We start from the raw sequence: 18,863 nt of genomic DNA, 5'->3' as shown, positions 1-18,863 counted from the left end.
ATGACGACGACAACGCTAGCGCTGCGCCGGACGATGCCGCTCCTGCGACTCCCGCTGTTGATGTGGGGGGCGTTCAGTCTCGAAGCCGTTGCGATGGCGACGTATTTCCTGCGCGACGATTTCTCGGCCGCCGCGCGATATTATCTCTACATTGCCCATCTGAGCTCGATCTGGTTCATACCGGATGCTTTCGGGCTCATCTGTCTCTTCCTGTTCATTCACCGCTGTATCATCCAGAACCGCAGCATCATTGCCCTGGTCGTGCTGGTGTGGATCTTTCTGTCGCTCGGGATCGGCTATCTTTTCCTGGGCAACTTCACGGCGTTCGCCTCGTCTTTCAAGATGATCCTGCCTGTCTTCATCGGCTTCAGCTTTTGCGATTCGGACACCGCTGCCTACAAGAAGCTTCTGCTGCTGATGTCGATACTGTTCTACGCATCGATCTTCGGCGTGGTCCTGTCGGCGCATTGGAAGGCGCCGTGGCTCAATTACACCTATGAGGCGTTCGGCGTGAAGCGCCAGGCGGGGCGGCTGTGGTGGGCCGGCTCCGAGCAGCGGCTCTCCGGTTTTTGCGAGGACAGCACCGTCGTCAGCCTCTTCATTCTGGTTGGCTTCGTCATGACGTCGATACGAAAGAACGTGTGGTGGTGCCTCATTTGCGGCGGGCTTGCGCTCTATGCGTTGAAGCTGACGACGAGTAAGACGACCATGGGCGTTCTCGCGATGTATCTCATCGCGTTGCTCGTCATCCGGGCAATGCCTGAAAAGATGCGTTTCCCGACTCTGAGGATGTTGGCGGCATGGTCCTATGCCACGATCCTTGTTCCGATCTTCCTGATCCTGGTCTTTGGCGGGACGTCGGTCGGTCAAAAGGCGTTTCTCTTCAGCCTGGTCGACCGGATCAACAACAGTTGGCAGAAGCCGTTCGTCTTCATGTCTCAGTTGATGCCGATCGGCTACATCACCGGATGCGGTGTGGGCTGCTTCAACTATCCGATGAATCAGTTTTCGAACCTGACGTCCTATTGGGTCCCGGTCGATAATTTCTATCTCGTCACCTTCCTGATGTTTGGCCTGCCTTTCGTCGTCTTCATGTTCTTCGTCATCCGTGCGACGTTGCTGACGACCGACATCTACAAACTGTCCCTCACATTCGTGCTGAACATCTTCAGCATCACCGTGGCCGACTACGGGCCGGCGTCGGGCCTGCTGCTGATGTCGTTCATCTTCAGCGGCGTGTTCTCGAGGCGGGCTTCCTTCGTTTTCCAGGGCGGAAAGCCGAAACGACGTCTCACGTTGCACCCGACCATCGCCGCCCAGGGCGTGCCCGCAATGGGCGGAGCGACGCCCCGGCTGAATGAATCGAGCTGAAGGACCGGTGATGCACAGGCGGCTCGCATTCATAGATACCTTACGCGGCATCGCTGTTCTGTCGGTGCTGCTCCAGCATGCGCTGGAGCAGGTCGTGCTGAACCAGGCGGCCGGCGGCTACTACCGGATCTTCCACAATGCGGTCGGCGAGTACTTCAATTTCGGCCGGTTCGGCGTCGTGCTGTTCTTCTTCGTCAGCGGCTTCGTGATTCCGAACAGTTTTCCGAACAGCTCCGCGCCGATCCGGGACTTTGCCATCAGCCGCTTCTTCAGGCTCTATCCGGCCTATTGGATGTCGATCGTCGTTGTCCTGCTCATTGCGCCGACGTTCGAGGGGAAGGCGTTTTCGCTGTCGCAGATCGTCGCCAACATCACCATGTTGCAGATGTTCGTGAACATCCAGAACCTCAACATCGGATATTGGACGCTTGCCGTTGAGCTGATCTTTTATGTCGGATGTATCGCGCTGTTTGCGATCGGGCTTCTCAGGGTGCGCTGGACCGCCATTTTGATCGTCGTCGCCGCCTCTGTGACCGCCATCGCGGCCTTCCCTTTCGTCAAGAACCATCTCGTCTGGGGTCTGCTCGAGCTCATGCTGGACCTGACAGCGATGTTCCTCGGCAAGGTGGTGCGCGATGCTGCGATCGGCGAGCGCCTGCAATGGCGTCATGTCGCGATCTGCACGCTGCTTTACGTGCTCTACGCGGCCGCCTGCGCCTATCGGCGCTATGGTGTGGATTATCAGGACAATTTCTTCTGCGCTTACGGCATGGGAGCCGCCTATATCGGGGCTGCCGTCGTGTTCCTGGTGTTTGCCGCGCTCGGCGAGCGCGGGGCCTCGAGCGTCCTGTCCTTTGTCGGCCGCATCAGCTATTCGGTCTACCTGATGAGCCCCTATGTGCTCGTGGTGATCGTGCAGGTTTTCGGAACGGGTCAGAGCCCGGGCCAATGGTCTCTCTTTGTAGTCGGAATTGGCTTGGTGTCGATCTTGGTCAGCTGGTTGAACTATCTCGCTGTGGAGAAGCCGATGGTGGCCTTCGGTCACCGGTTTCGTTCGCAGGCATTTACCGCAGTCGCGCTTCAGCCGTCGCTGCGGGGACAGGGGGCCGAATGAGCAACCAAAACGAAAAAACTTACGCGGAGTCCGGCGGCGCGTTCGTGGCGTCAATTCAGGGATTGCGCGGAATCGCTGCGCTCACCGTCCTGATCTGTCATTTTCGTGACATGCCGAAGGGCGGTATGCCTGACGTTCCCGGCGCAGGCTTCCTGCCGCCGATCTGGCCGTGGCTTCAAGCGGTGCTCAACTCGGGCGGGCACGGCGTCGAGCTGTTCTTCATGATCAGCGGCTTCCTGATTCCGGCAAGCCTGGTGAGGCATGCGTCGATCGGGAAGTTCATCTACGACCGCGTTCTGCGCATCATGCCGCTGTTCGTCATCCTGCACCTGACGCTGTTCCTGGTCGGGCCGTTCGTCGGCTACAAGTTCTTCCGCGGCTTGGACCTTCCGGGCTACGTGGAGATCTTCATCGCGAACCTGTTCTTCCTGCAGAATGCACTCGGCTTGCCGATCGCCCAGCAGAACGCCTGGACGCTGACCTACGAATGGGCATTCTACATCTGGTTTGCGCTCACGTTTTGTGCGGTCATCCAGCTCAAGAACTGGTGGCTGGCGGCACCGATGATGGTGGTCGCCGTGATCTGCCTGCTGCATTTCCCGATCGCGGCGTTCTTCGGCATCGGCATGCTGTTCAGCGCCACCAACATCCGCATTCCTGCGTCCGGTCCGCTGGGACTGGCTGCCGGCCTGATCTGCTTTGCCGCGATGTATGCGGCGCTCGACCTCTTTCACCCCTTTGTCAGCCTCGTTCCCGGCTTCCTCCTGTTCGGAATGGTGCTTGCGCCGGGCTCCGGCGTTTCCGGGATCCTCAAGGCGCAGCCGCTGCAATACCTCGGCAAGATCAGCTACAGCTTCTACCTGGTCCATCCCTTCATGCTGTTTCCGTTGCAGATGATGGGGCTGAAGCTGGTCGAGCGCGGCTACGATCGATGGGTGCTGTGGTCGGGTTTCGTCATCATCGGGACCGTGCTGGTGCTGATCGCCAGCGCCATGAGCTATGAGCTCATCGAGGTCCGCTTCCGCCGGCTGATCGACAGCACATTCCGGAGCGCCCTGTTCGGAAAGCGGGCGGAGCGCAGCCCGGCGTGATCCTCGAGCCGGACAACGCCCGGTTCCGTCAGGCCGGCCTCTGATAGAACCGGCGCAGCCGCAGCGCCGGTTTCTCGATGAAGTTCCAGGAGAAAGCCGCAAAGCCGAGGGTCAGCACGATGACAATCGGCAGGATCACCGCCAGCGAGAGGTGGTGATCCGGCCCCAGCATGCGCCGGAAGATGTCGATCGTCGCCTGCGTGATCGGGAAACCGTAGAGATAGATGCCGTAGGAAAGATCCTGGCTGAACAGGCGATCGAACGCCTTGAAACTCTGCATGCCGATGTAGACCGTGCAGTAGGTCAGGAAGATCCCCGCCAGCGGCAGCAGAACGTTGAGCCACATGATCGCCGCGTAGCAGAGCGCAGAGCCTGCAAAGATCGCCCAGTGAATCGGCACGTATTTCGCGTGGAGGCGGAACACCATGCCGAAGAAGAACATGTAAACCAGATACCAGCCGGCCAGCCGCGTTGAATCGGACCGGACGTTGAAGGTCGCGGGATCGATGAAGTAGGCGACCAGTTCGGCGAGCAGCGCTGCGCCGACCAGAAGCGTGATCCAGCGGATCTTTTGCGGCTCACCCGAGATCATGCGCAAGAACAGGAGCGCGAAGGCGAAGACGTAGCACCAGAGCTCCCAGGGCAGGGTCCAGAGATTGGCATTGACCATCTCCGGCCAGGGATTGTGCACGAACAGGCCCGGCAGCTCAAACGTGACGTGGCCGACGATGTTGCCGAAGTAGCGGTAGAACTGATAGTCGGAGAAATAGTGCGACAGCGGCAATTGCGTCAGCAGCGGTCCGACCAGGAGGGCGCAGAGCGTCACCTCGACGCTGAGGGCCGGGACGATCCGCAACACGCGGTTGATGAAGAACGTCTTCAGATCCGGATTCTTGATGGCGCTGCCGGTGACCAGGAAGCCGCTGAGCGCGAAGAACATTCCGACGAGCGCGATCAACCCTGGCCGAAGCAGCTCCTGGATGATTTCGGAAGCGTGGAGGTGGCCGAAGGACAGCGCAGTCAGTCCTCCCATCTTGTCGAAAGCGGCGGCGCCGGGATCCCTGAGGACATAGACGGCCATTCCCGGTTCATCGAGCTTCTTGACGAAGGCAGCCCCGGCGAACAGGCCGGCAACTGCGACACGACAATGATGCGACAGGATGACCAGCGACAACAGGTGTCGCATCATGTTGAAGCCCGGTCCGAGACCCTTGTTCCTGGCCAGAACGCTTTCCGCGGTGTCGTGCCGCGCCAGGCCCGACTGGATGATGTCGGGCAGCCGCCAGAGGCGTGTTGGAGTGGAGAGGCGCTCGCGGCCGAGTGCGCCCGGCAACGACACGGTTGCGAGCTCTGCGTCTCGATCCGGCTGCGACATTCTCTTGGGCCTTTCCCTTGGGCCTTTCGTGCGCCTATTTTGGCGGCATCAGCGGATGCCACGAAGTTGAAGCCAATTCATGGCGGCGAGGCGGCCTTGGCGCAGGCCTTGGCACGGTTCTTGGCATAGCGCCGAATTGCGGCATTCAGCCAATCGATCGCCGCTCCGCGACAATCGAGCGGCGACGTCCGAGCCTGCGGCAACAGGCAATGAGCGGCTGCTCGACATACCAATGGATCAGGATCCCGGCGAGGATCGACAAGAGCACCGCAGCGATGACGAACAGTGTGGACGGCAGCGCATTGTGCAGCCGGGCCGACATCTGAATCAGCACGACTGCCGTCGCGGCGTGGGTGAGATAGATCGAATAGGAGGCATCGCCGAGCAGCATGCCGAGCGAATGCAGCGCTCCGGACTTCTCGGCCGAGACGATGCCGAGCCAGACGACGATCGTCGCGAACAAGGTCCACCACAGGGCGCGGAGGGCGTTGTCTTCCGACAGTGTCGCCCCGACAAGGGCGGTTGCAAGAATGGTCGCAACGAGCGTGAGCAGAAATGCCGCCGGGAATCGGCTTTGCACCAGGAAATGCCCCTTCAGCCATAGCAGGCCCAACGCAAAACCCATGCCGAACTGAAGGTTCGGCATCATGATGTTGCCGTAACCGACCACGGTTGCGAGCGCGAGGCCTGAACTTTCGGGCTGCAGCAGTTCCGGCCAAGCCAGCACGCGAGACGCCGCATACCACGCCAGCGGCGCAAGGAACCAGCCGACCAGCACATATGACAGCGGGCGCGGCCGCAACATGGTGAGTGCGAACAGGATATAGAAGATGAACTCGTGCCGGAGTGTCCAAACCACGTGGGGCCGCAGCTCTCCGATCGGCCAGAGCGCCATGGCTCGCAGGCCCGGGAGAAGATCGATCCTTGCCGTGCCGGCCATCGACAGCAGGTTGTATCCGATCACGCACACCCACATGAAGGGAATGATGCGCACGAAGCGGCGGGCAAAGAATTCTGCGCGCGTGCTGCGCGCCGGACCGAATGAAACAATCGTGATGATAAAGCCGCTGATGACGAAGAAGATTGCGACGCCGAACAGGCCGGTTTCAGCAAGCGCAAACGGGCTCTCGCCATAGGACGGTGGCAGGCTGACCAGCCAGTTGACGTGCCAGATCACCACCAGAATGGCTGCAAAACCGCGCAGGTATTGAATTCCCGGCACGATCCCGCCCTTGGGGGAGCGTGCACCCTCGATATCCGTCAATGTCGCCTCGATGCCGCGCTGGTTCCCGATTCTACCGATCGCATCAGCGATCGGTCAAACCCTAGTTTTTTGGCGCGATGATGATGGATGAGGCAATGCTGCAGCAATAACGGGGCTGCATGAGGGCGCGTTGTGGATACCGGATTGCGTGTGGCGGGGCGAGGCCCGCCGCACGCAATCCCCGATCGATCAGACGAACAGGAAGTCGCTGCTGGTCACGTTCGCGGCAACGACATTCTTGAGCAGGATGGTGTCGTTCGCCGTGACGTGAATCAGGGTGTCGGCGCCGGACTGGCTGAGCTGGAGCTGGCTGTAGTCGGTGGCCATCAGCTTGGCGATCGCGACCGTGTCGTGGCCGGTGGCCGATCCGGCGTGGAAGCCGTTCACCGTGTCGTTGCCGCCGCTGAAGGAGATCGTGGTCGATCCGGCGCCGGCCATCGCAAACGTGTCGTTTCCGGTGCCGCCGGCGAGCGTGATGCCCGCGACCTTGGCCGATGCGTTGTGTGTGCCGTCCGAGTTCAGGATGTCGACATAGGTCAAATTGCCGGCCGTATTGTAGGCGTCGTGTTCGGTGTTGGTGGCGTTGAAGTAGAAATTGTCGTGCGAGCCGTCGGCATTGTTGACGTACATCTTCGCCTTGACGCCATCCGTGTAAACGGTCGTCGAGTTCGAGCCGTCGGTGTTCTGGACGTAGTCGCTGGCGATCTTGCCGCTCGAATAGGTCTGGGTGTCCTTCGAGCCGTCGGCATTGTTGATGTAGACCGATGTCTTGACGCCGCTGCTGAAGTTGGTCGTCGTGGTGTTGCCGTTGGCCTTCGCCACCGTCTGGGTCACGCTGCCGGTGGTGTCGTAGGTGGACGACAGGGTCGAACCGTCGGTGTAGTTCTGCACCTCGGTCGTCTTGTGGCCCGTCGAGTCGTACAGGTCCGTGGTGATGCTGCCGTCCGAATTGACGACCTTGGTGTATTGCAGAGTGCCGTCGGCGTGCAGATCGGTGATCGACGTGATCGTGCCGTCCGCCTTGCTCTGCTGGATCTCGGTCGTGTAGGCCTTGCCGGTAACGTTGAAGAACGTGTTGGTGTGCGTGCCGTCGGCGTGCGTTTCGTAGGTCGCGGTCTTGATATCGTTGCTGTAGACCGTCGTCGACGACGAGCCGTCGGTATTCTGGATCAGGGTGCTGGTCAGGTGACCGGACGTGTAGAGATCGGACTCCTTCGAGCCATCCGCGTGGGTGATGTAGACCGACGTCTTGACGCCGCTGCTGTAGTTGGTCGTCGTGGAATTGCCGCTGGCCTTCGCGACCGTCTGCGTGACGGCTCCTGCCGTATTGTAGGCGGACGTCAGCGTCGAACCGTCGGCGTAGTTGATGATCTCGGTGGTCTTGTTGCCGGTGCCGTCATACTGATCGGTGGTGATGCTGCCGTCGGAGTTGATGACCTTGGTGTACTGCAAGCTGCCGTCCGCGTGCAGGTCGGTGATCGCCGTGATGGTGCCGTCGGCCTTGGTCTTCTGGATCTCGGTCGTGTAGGCCTGACCGGTGATGTTGTAGAAGGTGTTGGTGTGGGTGCCGTCGGCGTTGGTGGCATACACCTTGGATTTCACGCCATCGGCGAAGACCGTCATCGTCGACGAGCCGTCGGTCTTCTGGACGAGATCGCTGGCGATCACGCCGGCCGTGAACAGCTTGGTTTCCTTGGTGCCGTCGGCGCCGGTGACGTAGATCGAGGTCTGGACGCCGGCGCTGAGGTTGGTGGTCGTGGTGGTGCCGTCGACTGCCTTGGCCACGGTCTGTGTCACGACGCCCGAAGTGTTGTAGGTCGTGGTGAGGCTCGAGCCGTCGGTGTAGTTGCGCACCTCCGTGACCTTCTGCCCGGCCGTGTTGTAGAGGCCGGTGGTGGTGCTGCCGTCCGCGTTGGTGATCTTGGTGTACTGCGTCGTACCGTCGGCATGCAGATTGGTGAAGGCGGTGATCGTTCCGTCCGCCTTGGTGGTCTGGATCTGCGTCGTATAGGGCTGGCCGGTGATGTTGTAGAAGGTGTTGGTGTGGGTGCCGTCGGCGTGGGTGACATACACTTTCGATTTCACGCCGCTGACATAGACCGTCATCGTCGACGATCCATCGGTGTTCTGGACCAGATCGCTGGCGATCACGCCGGCTGTGTACAGCTTGGTTTCCTTGCTGCCGTCAGCGCCGATGATGTAGATCGACGTCGGAACGCCCGCGCTGAGGTTCGTCGTCGTGGTGGGGCCGTTGACGGCCTTGGAAACCGTCTGCGTCGCGACCCCTGATGTGTTGTAGGTCGTCGTGAGGCTTGAGCCGTCCTGGTAGTTTTGGACGTCGGTGATTTTCTGCCCGGCCGTGTTGTAGAAGCCGGTGGTGGTGCCGCCGTCCGCATTGGTGATCTTGGTGTACTGCGTCGTGCCGTCGGCGTGCAGCTGGGTGATGGAAGTGACCGTTCCGTCGGCCTTGGTCGTCTGGATCTGCGTTGTGTAGGCTTGGCCGGTGATGTTGTAGAAAGTGTTGGTGTGGGTGCCGTCGGCGTTGGTGACGTACACCTTGGATTTGACGCCGTTGGCATAAACCGTCATCGACGACGATCCGTCGGTCTTCTGGACCTGATCGCTGGCGATTACGCCAGCCGTGAACAGCTTGGCTTCCTTGGTGCCGTCGGCGCTGGTGATGTAGATCGAGGCCAGCACGCCGGCGCTGTAGTTCGTGGTCGTGCTGGCACCCCCCGCAGTCTTCGCAACGGTCTGCGTCACCGCGCCGGATGTGTTGTAGTTTGTGGTCAGGCTCGAGCCGTCGGCATAGTTGCGCACCTCCGACGTCTTCTGACCCGCGCTATTGTAGAGATCCGTAGTGGTGCTGCCGTCGGCGTTGAGCACTTTTGCGTATTGTGTCGTTCCGTCGGCGTGCAAATTGGTGATGGAGGTGATCGTCCCATCGGCTTTGAGCGTCTGGATCTGGGTCGTATAGGCCTGCCCGGTGATGCCGTAGAACGTGTTGGTGTGCGTTCCATCGGCATTGGTCACGTAGACCTTGGACTTCAGGCCGCTCGTGTAGACCGTCGTCGTGATCGACTTGTCCGAACTGATGACGGTCTCGCTCGAGATGCTGCCGTCGGAATTGTAGTTGGTGGTCTGTTTGGTGCCGTCCACACTCACGATCACTTCCTGCGTCTTCACGCCGTTGGCGTACAGGATCGTGTCGCTGCTCGAATCGACGTTGACGAGCGATTTGCTGGTGATGACGCCGTTGCTGAAGTTCGACGTCTGCGTTCCCGTCTGCGTGCCGGAGGCATTGAAGAATTTCGTCTCGCTCCAGCTTGTGGTGGAGGTCGTGACGGAGAAGGAGTAACCGCCCTGGATCGACGCGAGCGCGTTGCCGTAGTGCGAGATGATGTAGTTCATCGTCGACACCGACGCGACGGCGAGCACGTGGGTGTCCGTCAGCGTGATCGATTGCAGGGTCGTGGATGCGGAGAGATCGGCGAGCTCCGCGACGATCTGGGCGGCCGTGCCGGTGACGTCGGTGGCGCCGGCTGGATTTGAGGACGCCCGGGCCACGCCGTCGATTTCGATGATGATGGGGTGATCGCTCACGGGAACCGTGAACGAGCTGACATTGGTATAGGTCGCGATCGGGTCGGTGCCGCCGGTCGGATCGTAAACCTTGATGGATTGGTGCACGCCGTCGAGCTGAACCGTGACGGTCTGGCTCGGATTGCTGATCTCGGTGTTCGTCTTCGGATCCCAGACCTTCGGTTCGGCCCAGACGACGAGATCATAGGCGCCGTTGCTCTTGCCGAGCACCAGGCTGTTGCCGGAGTCCGGCATGTTGCTCAGCGTATAGCTCAACGGGCTCGTCGGCTGGCCGCTGCCGGTTCCGTCGTCGTTGAGGATTGTCGTCAGGTTATGAACGGCGGTGGCAGCGAGCTTGGGCGTGCCGTCGTCATAGAACAGTCCGAAATGGCTCTGCGGATCGGTGTCGCTGCTCGACGAATTGCGATCGAGCAGCTCGTAGAGATAGGTCGTGCCGACGCCGTCCTTGAAGGCATCCATCAAGGTGTTGAGGATCGATTTCGCCTGGACCGATTCGTTGACGCCGAGATACGGCGTGGTGCCCAGCGTGGTGTAGCCGGTCTCGGTGATGACGGTGGGATCGCCTGATGACACCGAGCTCGCGAGGCTCAGCGCTGAGGCGAGCGCGGCCGCCGGCGTGGTGCCGGTGCTGACATAGGCGTGGGAGTTCGCGTAGTCCGAGGACCCGCCGAGATCGCCGAGCTTGGCGAAATCCGCGGGGTCGTCGTAGCCGAGGGTCAGATTGTAGACCGGAAGCTTCGCGAGGGATGCATCGGCCTTGATCGCACTGTAAAGCGCCTGCTGAAATTGCGCGGCCGCCTCGATCGACGAGCTGCCGTTGTAGCTGAACGCCTGGAGATTGACTTCGTTCAAGCCTTCGAGCGCAATGACGCTGCCCGGGTGTGCCGCCTGGAACGCGTCGAGCGCGGCAATGTATTGCTGCAGACCGGCTGTACCCGTCGCCGGGATCGACGATGAAACGCCGAGATCGAACTTGTATCCGTCGTTCGCCAGGCCATCAAGCACAGGTTGTGCTGCCGGGATGTTGGTCAAACCGTCGCGAAGCGTGGTGACGCCGAGATATTTGAGGTCGGCTTCGACGAGCGCGAGATTGTTGTAGCTGCCCCATGCATACGACACGTGTGTGTTGACGCCGATGGAACTCGTGAACGAACTTGCGGAGAGAACGGTTTGATCGCTGCTGGTGATGGTCGCCATGACTTACTCTGGTGATGCCCGCTGTGTTGCTCCATTGCGTAGCGGTAGAGTTTGTCAGTGACGTTAGAAAGAAGGCTAAAGATGTAGGTAACCGCGGCTTTTCGCGGAACGAACTGCAAGTATTTTCAGCACATTGCGCGACACTGCTTGTTCCGCGCAGGAACTCGCCGCGATTGCCCAAATACGATTCACGAATGCCCCGTTGTTATACGGAATGTTCCATGTGAATCGTTCGCGCAACGACAGCGTCTCGTTGCGCGCTAGTGCGCCGACGCAGTGTTCGATGCAGACGCACCGGGCAATTGATATTCGGTTCGCCATCCGAGCCGCTGCGCATCGCCATCTGCGATGGCTTCCACCAGCGGCCGAAGTGCCGTTCTGGCGCCATTGAGACTGCGATAGGCCAGGAGTGCCTCGATCGCGAGGAGGCCGACGTAGCTCGTCCGGTTGATTCGATATATAATCGGGGAGGTTGTGTACCGTTTCTCGATCAGGATCCGGTTCCGGCAGGCATAATAGAGCCGCCAGGCCGGCGCATCCGGGCTGACGAGCGCGCTGCGTGCGCTGGTGTTGGGCTTGTCCCACGATTCTTCCGCGTCGTTGATGCAGCCCACATCGGTCAGATAGACGGCGACGCCGGCGTCCATCAGGCGCAGCGAGTAGTCATGATCGTCGCTGTAGAGGACGAAATCTTTGTTCGGGGGTGAAACCTTGCGGACGGCGGCCATCGGCAGCAGCAACCCGCCATAGGGGGCGGTCTCGATCCGGCGCAGGTGGAACTCCCCGTAATTCTCCGGATCTTGCCGGGCCGATCCCGCAAACCGTCGCCACAGCTTCGACGGAAGCGAGGCGAGATGAAAGTTCAGGAACGAGTTTGGGCGGATCGCCACGGCGCTCTGATCTGCGAGCAGAGTCGGATAGATGCCCCGATGCCTGCGTAACGCGCACAGCCCGATGTCATCCGTCGCGCCGAGCGCTGTATGCAGCGCGAGCAGGCGCTCCAGGAAGCCGTCTTCGCCGACATTGTCGTCGTCCAGAATCAGGACGAACCCTATGTCTTTATCTTCAAGCCGCTGGACGGCGGTGATGCCGGCGTGAAAGCCGCCGGCCGATCCCAGATTCGAAGCGAGCCTGATGACGTCGACGGGGGGCTCGGTTGCGAAATCCTCAACCATAACCGGACGGTTGCATCCATTGTCGACCACGATCACGCGTTTGACCGCGGGGTTGGTCTGAACCGCCGCAACGGTCCGCCGCACCAACTGCTCGCGCCGCCCGTAAGTCACGATGACACATGCGACCGAGCGACCCGCGTCGATCGCGCGATTGAGAGCGGTCGGTGGCTTCGATTCGAGGGGAGCGTTCGACACGTTATTCTCGCTAGGCGTTAAGTCGTTTCGTTCAGGCGACATTATAGATACTCAGTCGAATTGGAACGGCAATTCCGCCGGCAATTTTCGCCACAAAAGCGTGCAAACGTGTCGTTCGCTCCAGCAGCGGCTGCGCTTTGCCGGTGAGGGGACATTGTGATCATTTTGTGAAGGTCGGTCGTACAGATGCAGGTGATGGTGGATCGGAATCGGACGCATGCCATTTCTCGGGCGCACGGAGGCGCAATGTTCCAGTCAGTCAAGAGAGTGTTTCTGGCGATGTTGTTGCTGGCACTCGGTCTGGTGACATCCGTCGAGAATGCCAACGCAGGTCCGCTCACATGGGGGGTCGATGGCCCCGACGGACGGCGCGCAGACCTGAAGGCGATTTTCGAGGTGATGCGGGCGCGCGGGCTCACGCAGTACAGGGTCGGTGCGAACCTCGCGCGGGATACCGATCCCTACGAAGTGCAGATGTTCCGCGACATGCTCGCGCTCGCCAAGACCTATGGCATCACGCTCAAGCCGATCTTGTCGACCCCGTTTGCCTGGGGCGATCGCACCGATGGCGGCAAGTATCCGGCCGGCGACTGGAATGCGCTGTATCAGCAGGCCTATTCGAGAACCTACACCTTCGTGATCAATTTCAAGGATCAGATCAACGATTGGGAGATGGGCAACGAGATCAACCTTCTGGCACTGGATTCCAGCGGCAAGAAGCTCTTTGGCCACGGCTGGACCGCCGAGGAATTCGACATGCCGGTCATGAACGACTGGGTCGCGGTCCTCAAGGGCATGTCGGATGCGATCGACAAGATCAATCGCGAGCATGGGACGCATTTGCGCCGCGTGCTCAACACCACCTCGACCATGTTCGGATTCCTCGACTTCATGGCGTCGAAGGGCGTCGGCTTCGACGTGATTTCCTACCACTATTATGAAGTCCTGAACCAGAATCCAAACCGCGCCTGGGGCGGCAGCAGGCAGCCCTACAACCTGTTCAAGAAGCTCGCGACCTATGGCAAGCCGGTCGTCTTCAACGAGGTCAATTGCGCCGAGATCTACAAGCCGGCCTACGAGAACGAAGCCGGCAAGCCCCTCACTGAGGCTTGCTACAAGAGCCTGCACGCCACTTTGAGCTTCATCGCCAACCAGGTCGACGCCGACGTCGAGAGCGTGCTGATCTACGAGATGCTCGACGAGCCGAAGAAGGCCCCGCCGGAAAACCGCTTCGGCCTGATGTACGACATCAACACGCCGAAGATCCCGCTCTACATGTTGTCACGGTTTGCAGGAAAGAACCTGGCGCCGCACGAGGCGGAGGAGCTGAGCAAGAGGGGAATGTAGGCGCGGCTCGTGCCGCGCCCACGGTAGCACCGGACCTAGATCCAGAGCCACGGACAAACGGTGTCCAGTGCGACCCGGATGTAGAACTTCCAGATGTTGTCGGTCGCATATCCCTTGTTGTCGAGGCCGCGGATGCCGCTTACGAGCGGCACCGTCCGGAATCGTCGCGCGAATTTTGACGTCCTCGCCGCGGCGTCGAAATCGTCGCGCAGCGCCTTCTCTGGAAATGCGGCGGCGGATGTCTCTTGATAGAGCTTGCACTTGCCCTGCAGATATTGGCGATAGCCTGCTTTGGTCCACGCCATCATGTACATGTCGACGACCCTCTTGGGGTAGTTGCGCATGTTGACGTAGAAGTCGAAGGCCTTCGGGCGCTTCTGGATCAGCTTGGCGAGATTCAGGACGATGTAGCGGCCGGTGACCTTCCAGATCGGGGTATCGGCATCGCATTCCCTGATGAACCGCGAGTTCTCCATGGCGTAGTCGAGCAGGAACAGCTCGCCGTAGCCGCGGCCATACATCTGCGGGTAGTCGAGCCCCGGAAAGGAGACGAACTCGATCTTGTCGGCGATCTTCAATTGTTCGGCGATGGCCTCGAGGCTGGACAGGTCGGATTCCGAATTCTCGACAAAGACGATCCGGTCGATGCATTGGCCGACCAGGCGGCCGTAGAACCAGAGCGCGTCCTCATAGTCCTTGCGGCGGAGCGCGGGATCCTTGCGGCCGAGGCTTCGCACGTCGGCTTTCGGCGTGATGGTCGCCGTCATGATCAGAATGTTCATGGGTCCTTTCGATGTCATCTCGTCAATCCCTTGCGGCGGCGCGGCTAGGTGGCGGCGACGCGCTCCTTGTTCAGCTCGAGATCGCGCAAGCCCAGCAGGCTCCGTGCCAACTGGCGATGAAACAGCAGATAGCTGATCGCGATCGTCAGGACGTAGGCGGTGGTGCCGAGCAGCCAGGCCGATTTCGGCGTGGCGGCCATCTCCATGATGCGATTTGCGGCAACGAGGCCGAGCATCGTGGCGACCGTTGCGGGCGCAAGCGCCTTGACCAGATCGAGAACCGGCAGCCTGGTCTCCCAGGATGTGATCAGCATCGTGGCGACGGACACGATCAGCGTCACCGCAAGATAGATCTTGATGATCCCGATCAGCCCGAATCTCAGTCCGATGACGAACGCCACGATCGTCGAGATGCTGTTCGCCGTCGAAACCCAGAACTGCAGCTGGGCCTTGCCGCGCGACAGCAGCATGGCCCCGCTATAGGCCGTGATCGACTGCGCAGCGCCGGCGATCGACATCAGCCCGACCAGCGGGATGATGCCGGTCCATTTGGCGGGAAAGAACGTCGTGAAGAGATAGTCGGCGCCGAACGTGAGATACAGCATGCCGGGAAAGACCACGGCTGCCGTCAGCGACAGCACACCGCAGATGATCTGGTTACGCTCCTTCAGCGATCCCTTTGCGGCCTGACGGCTGAGCGTCGCCATGAGCACGCCGCTGCCGGGCCAGGTGATCACCATCAGCGGAAGGATCATGATCTGGTAGGCCAGGCCGTACAGGCCGACGGCGGCCGCGCCGACGGCGCCGCCGATCAGGAGGTTGCCGACCGCGCGGCCGGCAAAGTTGAGCAGATTGCTTGCCAGGACCCAGCCGCCGAAGGTCAGGATCGAGCGCACGCGGTGCCATTGAAAGTTGAGCTGCACGTCCTTCCGCGCGATGAATGCGAAGGCTGCGGCGCGAACGACCTGGACGACCACGTAGTAGGCGACCAGCGCCCAGACGCCCCAGCCCAGAACGGCGCCGAGAACGCATGTGAGCACCGAAATGATGACGGCGATGATCTCGACGCTCGCGACGACCTGGTAACGCAAATGCCGTTCGAGAACGGCACGCGGACCGAGCGCGGCGATGGAGAGCACCACCGAGATCGACAGCGTAGCAAGCACGCTTCCCAGTCCCTCCATCTCGAGACCGGCGGCGAGAGGCGCGGAGATGACGGCCAGGATCACGGCGCAGAGCAAGCCGATGGCGCAGATCAGCGTGATCGCGGCGCCGGCATCGTCCCGGTCGAGCGTCGCCCGCTGCACCATGGCGCTCGACATGCCGAGATCCGTCAGGAGCGCGATGAATCCGACGAAGGGCAGCGAAAAGGTGACGAGACCAAATTCGGCCGGGGCCGCGAAATACGTCATCATGACGGTCATCGCGAACTGCAGGCCGGATTTGAGGACATTCATGCCGGACATCGACAACAGATTTTTCAGCATTACGTCGATCTCCGGGCGCCACGCGATGACGCCCACTCAGGTTCCATACGGCTCAGCCCTGCACCCGCGCGTTTATCTCGCACATGCACAACTGGCAAGACAAGCAATCGGGCAGCAGGAATTGCCAAGTTGTTGGGCAAACCCTTTTCCATTCTGGAGAGCATCACGGCGTCACGCTGTCGTTACACATCCGATCGGGACGCGCCGGCCGCTTCGAGGAAGCGCCCTTTCCAGCCGAGCAGTGCGACAATCGCGGTTGCGGCCACAATCTTCGCGCCCAGCCAGACCGGTGATATCGAGGGAACAGCTGAAAATGCGCCGATGAAGACGGCGCTCGCCACAGATGCGGCGACGAGACCCCATCGTGGCGTGGCGCCGAACCGGAGCATCGGCCCTGCTGCGAGCACGATGACGATCGCGGTCGCGACGGTCGCTCCGATCAGGACAGAGGTCGGCATTCCCGTGACGGCTTGTGTCGGCGCGGCCACGGCGAGGACGAGCAGCAATTGGCAGAGGGCGACGACGACGAGCCGCGTGGCGGATTTCGTCAAATGTGGCGCGATTGCGAGCGTGGATTGCAGATGGCAGTGCATGAAATAGAAGCACGCCGCCGCTGTCGACGTCTGCAGAAAGCTCGTCAGAATGGACGTCGGAACGAACAATTGCCCCGCATCGGGCAGAAAGCCGATCAAACCTCCGAGCATCACGAGCGTCGCGCACATGATGAAGTCGAGCAGATGCGCGACGGCCGCACGGGCGTCGTCCGCGCTGCCGCGCTCGTATTGATGGACGACTTCTGGGTAGTTGACGGTATGAATCGCCGCAACGAGCACCGCGAACGGCCGCTGCAGCAGGTCGATCGCCATCGAGAAGCCCGCAGTGACGGCGGGGGCGCTCGCACCCAGGGCCGACACGACGACGAAGCGGATCGAGACCGGAACCGAAAGATGCAGCACCGAAGCGCCGGCTGCGAGCATGCCGTAACGCGCGAAGCCACTCCAATCCTCGAGCAGGGCCGGACGCGCCACTTTCTGAAGCTTGTGAGGGTGCAGCACTTGCCCGGCGATCAGGCTGGCGATTTGGGCGCCGAGCATGCCGAGCAGCGCTGCCTGCGCGGTGCCTTGAAACCAGGCGCCGGCCGTCGCTCCGCCCACCATCAGGGTGGCTCGGAGAATGAGGAGAAACGCGGCCGCGCCGAGCCGGTGCGAGACCCGGACAACCATGAAGTGCAGATCCGTCGCGCCTTGAGCCACGGCCAGGGCAAGGCCGACGAAGCCCACGCTCGCGGCAATCGGGCTCGCGATCGAAACGGCGAGGCCGCCGACCGCCAGCAGCGTGAGTGCGCTGGCAAGCGCGGCGCCGAACAGGGACGTTCTCAGGCGCGCGGCGTCGTCCTGCACGGCCGCGGCCAGAAAGCGCACTCCGGCCAATTGCAGCCACTCGAACATCAGCACGCTGAGCAGCTGACTGGAGGCGAGCGTGAGCGAGAACGTGGCGTAGGCAAGCGGCGAGAGAACACGGCCGAGCAGAAAGATGAGGATGATCGCCGCCGCACTCTGGTAGACGACCCCGACAAGTGCGAACAGGCGGGTCATGGGAGGTTCAGGCTGCTCATCTGAGGGCTAATGCTTGCGCCGGCTCAGAAGTTCGAAGGCGTCGCGATACTCGGCGATGACGTCCGTGAAGGTCCGATGATCGTCCTGCGCAGCGAGCCTGTCGACCATCGCGGCCAACTCCTCCGGATGCGACATGATGCGCAGAATGCTGTCCGCGAGCGACTTCGGATCGGGCGCGGTCAGCCAGCCGACGGCACCGCGCTCCACGGCTTCGGGGATCCCGCCGAATTGCGTCCCCAGGAACGGCTTGCGCGCCGCCTGGGCGTCGGCGACGACGAGCGGCCCCGGCTCCTCCCAGATCGGGGGAATCACGACCACGTCGATCTGACGGTAGAATGTCTCCGGCTCGACGAAGCCGAGAAATTCGATGCTGGCCTTCGGCGCCATGGTCCTGAGCTCGTGCTGAATCTCTGGCTCTGCGACGCCGGCGATGACCAGGCGTACCCGGTCATGGGGCAGATAGGCGAGCGCCTTGACGAGATTATAGATGCCCTTCTCTTCCGTCAGGCGGCCGATGAAGCCGAGGGTCAGGACCGGGCCTGCGGCATGCTTCGACGGCGCGGAGACCGGCATGGTCGATGCATGGGAAATGACCCTGCGCAGCTCTGTATCGGCGAACAGGCCCATCTCCAGATGGATGTCGAGGATGCGCTGGCTCACGCCGACGATGCCGCGCAGATATCTGGTTGCGCTTCGGCGATGGACGGTCAGCAGCCTGCAGCTCATGCAGGTGTGCTCACAGGCCTTCCCCTTCGAGAAGCGCGAGCAGCGCGGGCAGGTCAGGTAGTAGTCGTGCAACGTATGGAGGACCGGCACATTGAGCTCGGCTGCGACCTTCCATACGGCCGTGGTGAGGCCCGAGAGGTTGTTCGAGTGCAGCACGTCGGGCTTGAAGGCCTTGATTCTGTCGGCAACGAGATCGGCGCTTCCGCTCCAGTCCTCCATCGCATGCCACAAGCCTCGCGCCGGCGCGCTCCGTTGTCCGGTGAAAGGACGATAGATGTTCTTGACCGGCGCCGAATACACGTCGATGCCGTTGCTTGTCTCCATCACCTGGTCGGGCAGCGAGGCGGCGCGAACGATTTCGACGGCATCGCCACTCTTTAAAAGGCCTTCGGCAATGCGGCGCACGAATATCTCGGCCCCGCCGACCACCTTCGGTGCGCCCGGTGTCGGGTACAGTGACGATGTGATCAATATCCTCATAGCAAGGATCTCATCCAATAAAATTCGGTGAACGAACCCC

Annotated in this window: 12 protein-coding genes; 4 read left to right on the top strand and 8 right to left on the bottom strand. The window is 61.3% G+C overall.

Features of this window, described 5'->3' with window-relative positions; all coding sequences use genetic code 11:
• The 3 genes from ACWAT4_RS32695 to ACWAT4_RS32685 are packed head-to-tail and all read left to right on the top strand — an operon-like array spanning position 1 to position 3,576.
• The gene (locus tag ACWAT4_RS32695) at positions 1–1,371 is read left to right on the top strand and encodes a hypothetical protein (RefSeq protein WP_212426996.1); all 1,371 of its coding nucleotides are present in this window, start codon (positions 1–3) and stop codon (positions 1,369–1,371) included.
• A 10-nt stretch (positions 1,372–1,381) separates the two neighbouring features.
• Positions 1,382–2,485: an acyltransferase family protein gene (locus ACWAT4_RS32690; protein WP_212427008.1), complete on the top strand. Its 1,104-nt coding sequence runs from the start codon at positions 1,382–1,384 to the stop codon at positions 2,483–2,485.
• Positions 2,482–3,576: an acyltransferase family protein gene (locus ACWAT4_RS32685; RefSeq protein ID WP_212426997.1), complete on the top strand. Its 1,095-nt coding sequence runs from the start codon at positions 2,482–2,484 to the stop codon at positions 3,574–3,576. The genes ACWAT4_RS32690 and ACWAT4_RS32685 overlap by 4 nt, the downstream gene beginning before the upstream one ends.
• A gap of 28 nt (positions 3,577–3,604) precedes the next feature.
• Here ACWAT4_RS32685 and ACWAT4_RS32680 read toward each other — a convergent pair whose 3' ends face one another.
• The 4 genes from ACWAT4_RS32680 to ACWAT4_RS32665 all read right to left on the bottom strand — a co-directional run bounded on the left by ACWAT4_RS32680 (position 3,605) and on the right by ACWAT4_RS32665 (position 12,385).
• Positions 3,605–4,951: an acyltransferase family protein gene (locus ACWAT4_RS32680; RefSeq protein WP_449729034.1), complete on the bottom strand. Its 1,347-nt coding sequence runs from the start codon at positions 4,949–4,951 to the stop codon at positions 3,605–3,607.
• A gap of 145 nt (positions 4,952–5,096) precedes the next feature.
• Entirely contained in the window at positions 5,097–6,215 is a 1,119-nt protein-coding gene (locus tag ACWAT4_RS32675) for an acyltransferase family protein (RefSeq protein ID WP_449729033.1), read from the bottom strand.
• Positions 6,216–6,404: 189 nt separating this feature from the next.
• Positions 6,405–11,015, bottom strand: coding sequence for a beta strand repeat-containing protein (locus ACWAT4_RS32670; protein ID WP_449729032.1), 4,611 nt, complete (start codon positions 11,013–11,015; stop codon positions 6,405–6,407).
• Between the two features lie 260 nt (positions 11,016–11,275).
• The gene (locus ACWAT4_RS32665) at positions 11,276–12,385 is read right to left on the bottom strand and encodes a glycosyltransferase (RefSeq protein ID WP_449729031.1); all 1,110 of its coding nucleotides are present in this window, start codon (positions 12,383–12,385) and stop codon (positions 11,276–11,278) included.
• 246 nt (positions 12,386–12,631) lie between these two features.
• On the opposite strand from ACWAT4_RS32665, the gene ACWAT4_RS32660 reads away from it, so the two are divergent.
• Positions 12,632–13,732 (top strand): glycoside hydrolase family protein, encoded by a 1,101-nt coding sequence (locus ACWAT4_RS32660; protein WP_449729030.1) that lies wholly within the window; start codon positions 12,632–12,634, stop codon positions 13,730–13,732.
• 35 nt (positions 13,733–13,767) lie between these two features.
• Here ACWAT4_RS32660 and ACWAT4_RS32655 read toward each other — a convergent pair whose 3' ends face one another.
• The 4 genes from ACWAT4_RS32655 to ACWAT4_RS32640 form a co-directional block, all read right to left on the bottom strand.
• A complete protein-coding gene (locus tag ACWAT4_RS32655) occupies positions 13,768–14,514 on the bottom strand; it encodes a hypothetical protein (RefSeq protein ID WP_449729029.1) in 747 nt (248 codons plus the stop codon).
• A 44-nt stretch (positions 14,515–14,558) separates the two neighbouring features.
• A complete protein-coding gene (locus ACWAT4_RS32650) occupies positions 14,559–16,001 on the bottom strand; it encodes an oligosaccharide flippase family protein (RefSeq protein ID WP_212445930.1) in 1,443 nt (480 codons plus the stop codon).
• 182 nt (positions 16,002–16,183) lie between these two features.
• Positions 16,184–17,596, bottom strand: coding sequence for a polysaccharide biosynthesis protein (locus ACWAT4_RS32645; protein ID WP_449729028.1), 1,413 nt, complete (start codon positions 17,594–17,596; stop codon positions 16,184–16,186).
• A 27-nt stretch (positions 17,597–17,623) separates the two neighbouring features.
• On the bottom strand, positions 17,624–18,823 hold the full coding sequence (locus tag ACWAT4_RS32640; RefSeq protein WP_449729027.1) for a glycosyltransferase family 4 protein: 1,200 nt from the start codon (positions 18,821–18,823) through the stop codon (positions 17,624–17,626).
• Positions 18,824–18,863 lie beyond the last annotated feature (40 nt).

The sequence above is a fragment of the Bradyrhizobium sp. T-1 genome, assembly GCF_053592855.1.
This window is presented reverse-complemented; position numbering and strand designations above follow the sequence as displayed.

Bases quoted from the DNA above. Each gene is read 5' to 3' on its own strand.
- ACWAT4_RS32695 (WP_212426996.1), top strand. From the start codon at position 1: ATGACGACGACAACGCTAGCGCTGCGCCGGACGATGCCGCTCCTGCGA.
- ACWAT4_RS32690 (WP_212427008.1), top strand. From the start codon at position 1,382: ATGCACAGGCGGCTCGCATTCATAGATACCTTACGCGGCATCGCTGTT.
- ACWAT4_RS32685 (WP_212426997.1), top strand. From the start codon at position 2,482: ATGAGCAACCAAAACGAAAAAACTTACGCGGAGTCCGGCGGCGCGTTC.
- ACWAT4_RS32680 (WP_449729034.1), bottom strand. From the start codon at position 4,951: ATGTCGCAGCCGGATCGAGACGCAGAGCTCGCAACCGTGTCGTTGCCG.
- ACWAT4_RS32670 (WP_449729032.1), bottom strand. From the start codon at position 11,015: ATGGCGACCATCACCAGCAGCGATCAAACCGTTCTCTCCGCAAGTTCG.
- ACWAT4_RS32660 (WP_449729030.1), top strand. From the start codon at position 12,632: ATGTTCCAGTCAGTCAAGAGAGTGTTTCTGGCGATGTTGTTGCTGGCA.
- ACWAT4_RS32655 (WP_449729029.1), bottom strand. From the start codon at position 14,514: ATGAACATTCTGATCATGACGGCGACCATCACGCCGAAAGCCGACGTG.
- ACWAT4_RS32650 (WP_212445930.1), bottom strand. From the start codon at position 16,001: ATGCTGAAAAATCTGTTGTCGATGTCCGGCATGAATGTCCTCAAATCC.
- ACWAT4_RS32645 (WP_449729028.1), bottom strand. From the start codon at position 17,596: ATGACCCGCCTGTTCGCACTTGTCGGGGTCGTCTACCAGAGTGCGGCG.
- ACWAT4_RS32640 (WP_449729027.1), bottom strand. From the start codon at position 18,823: ATGAGGATATTGATCACATCGTCACTGTACCCGACACCGGGCGCACCG.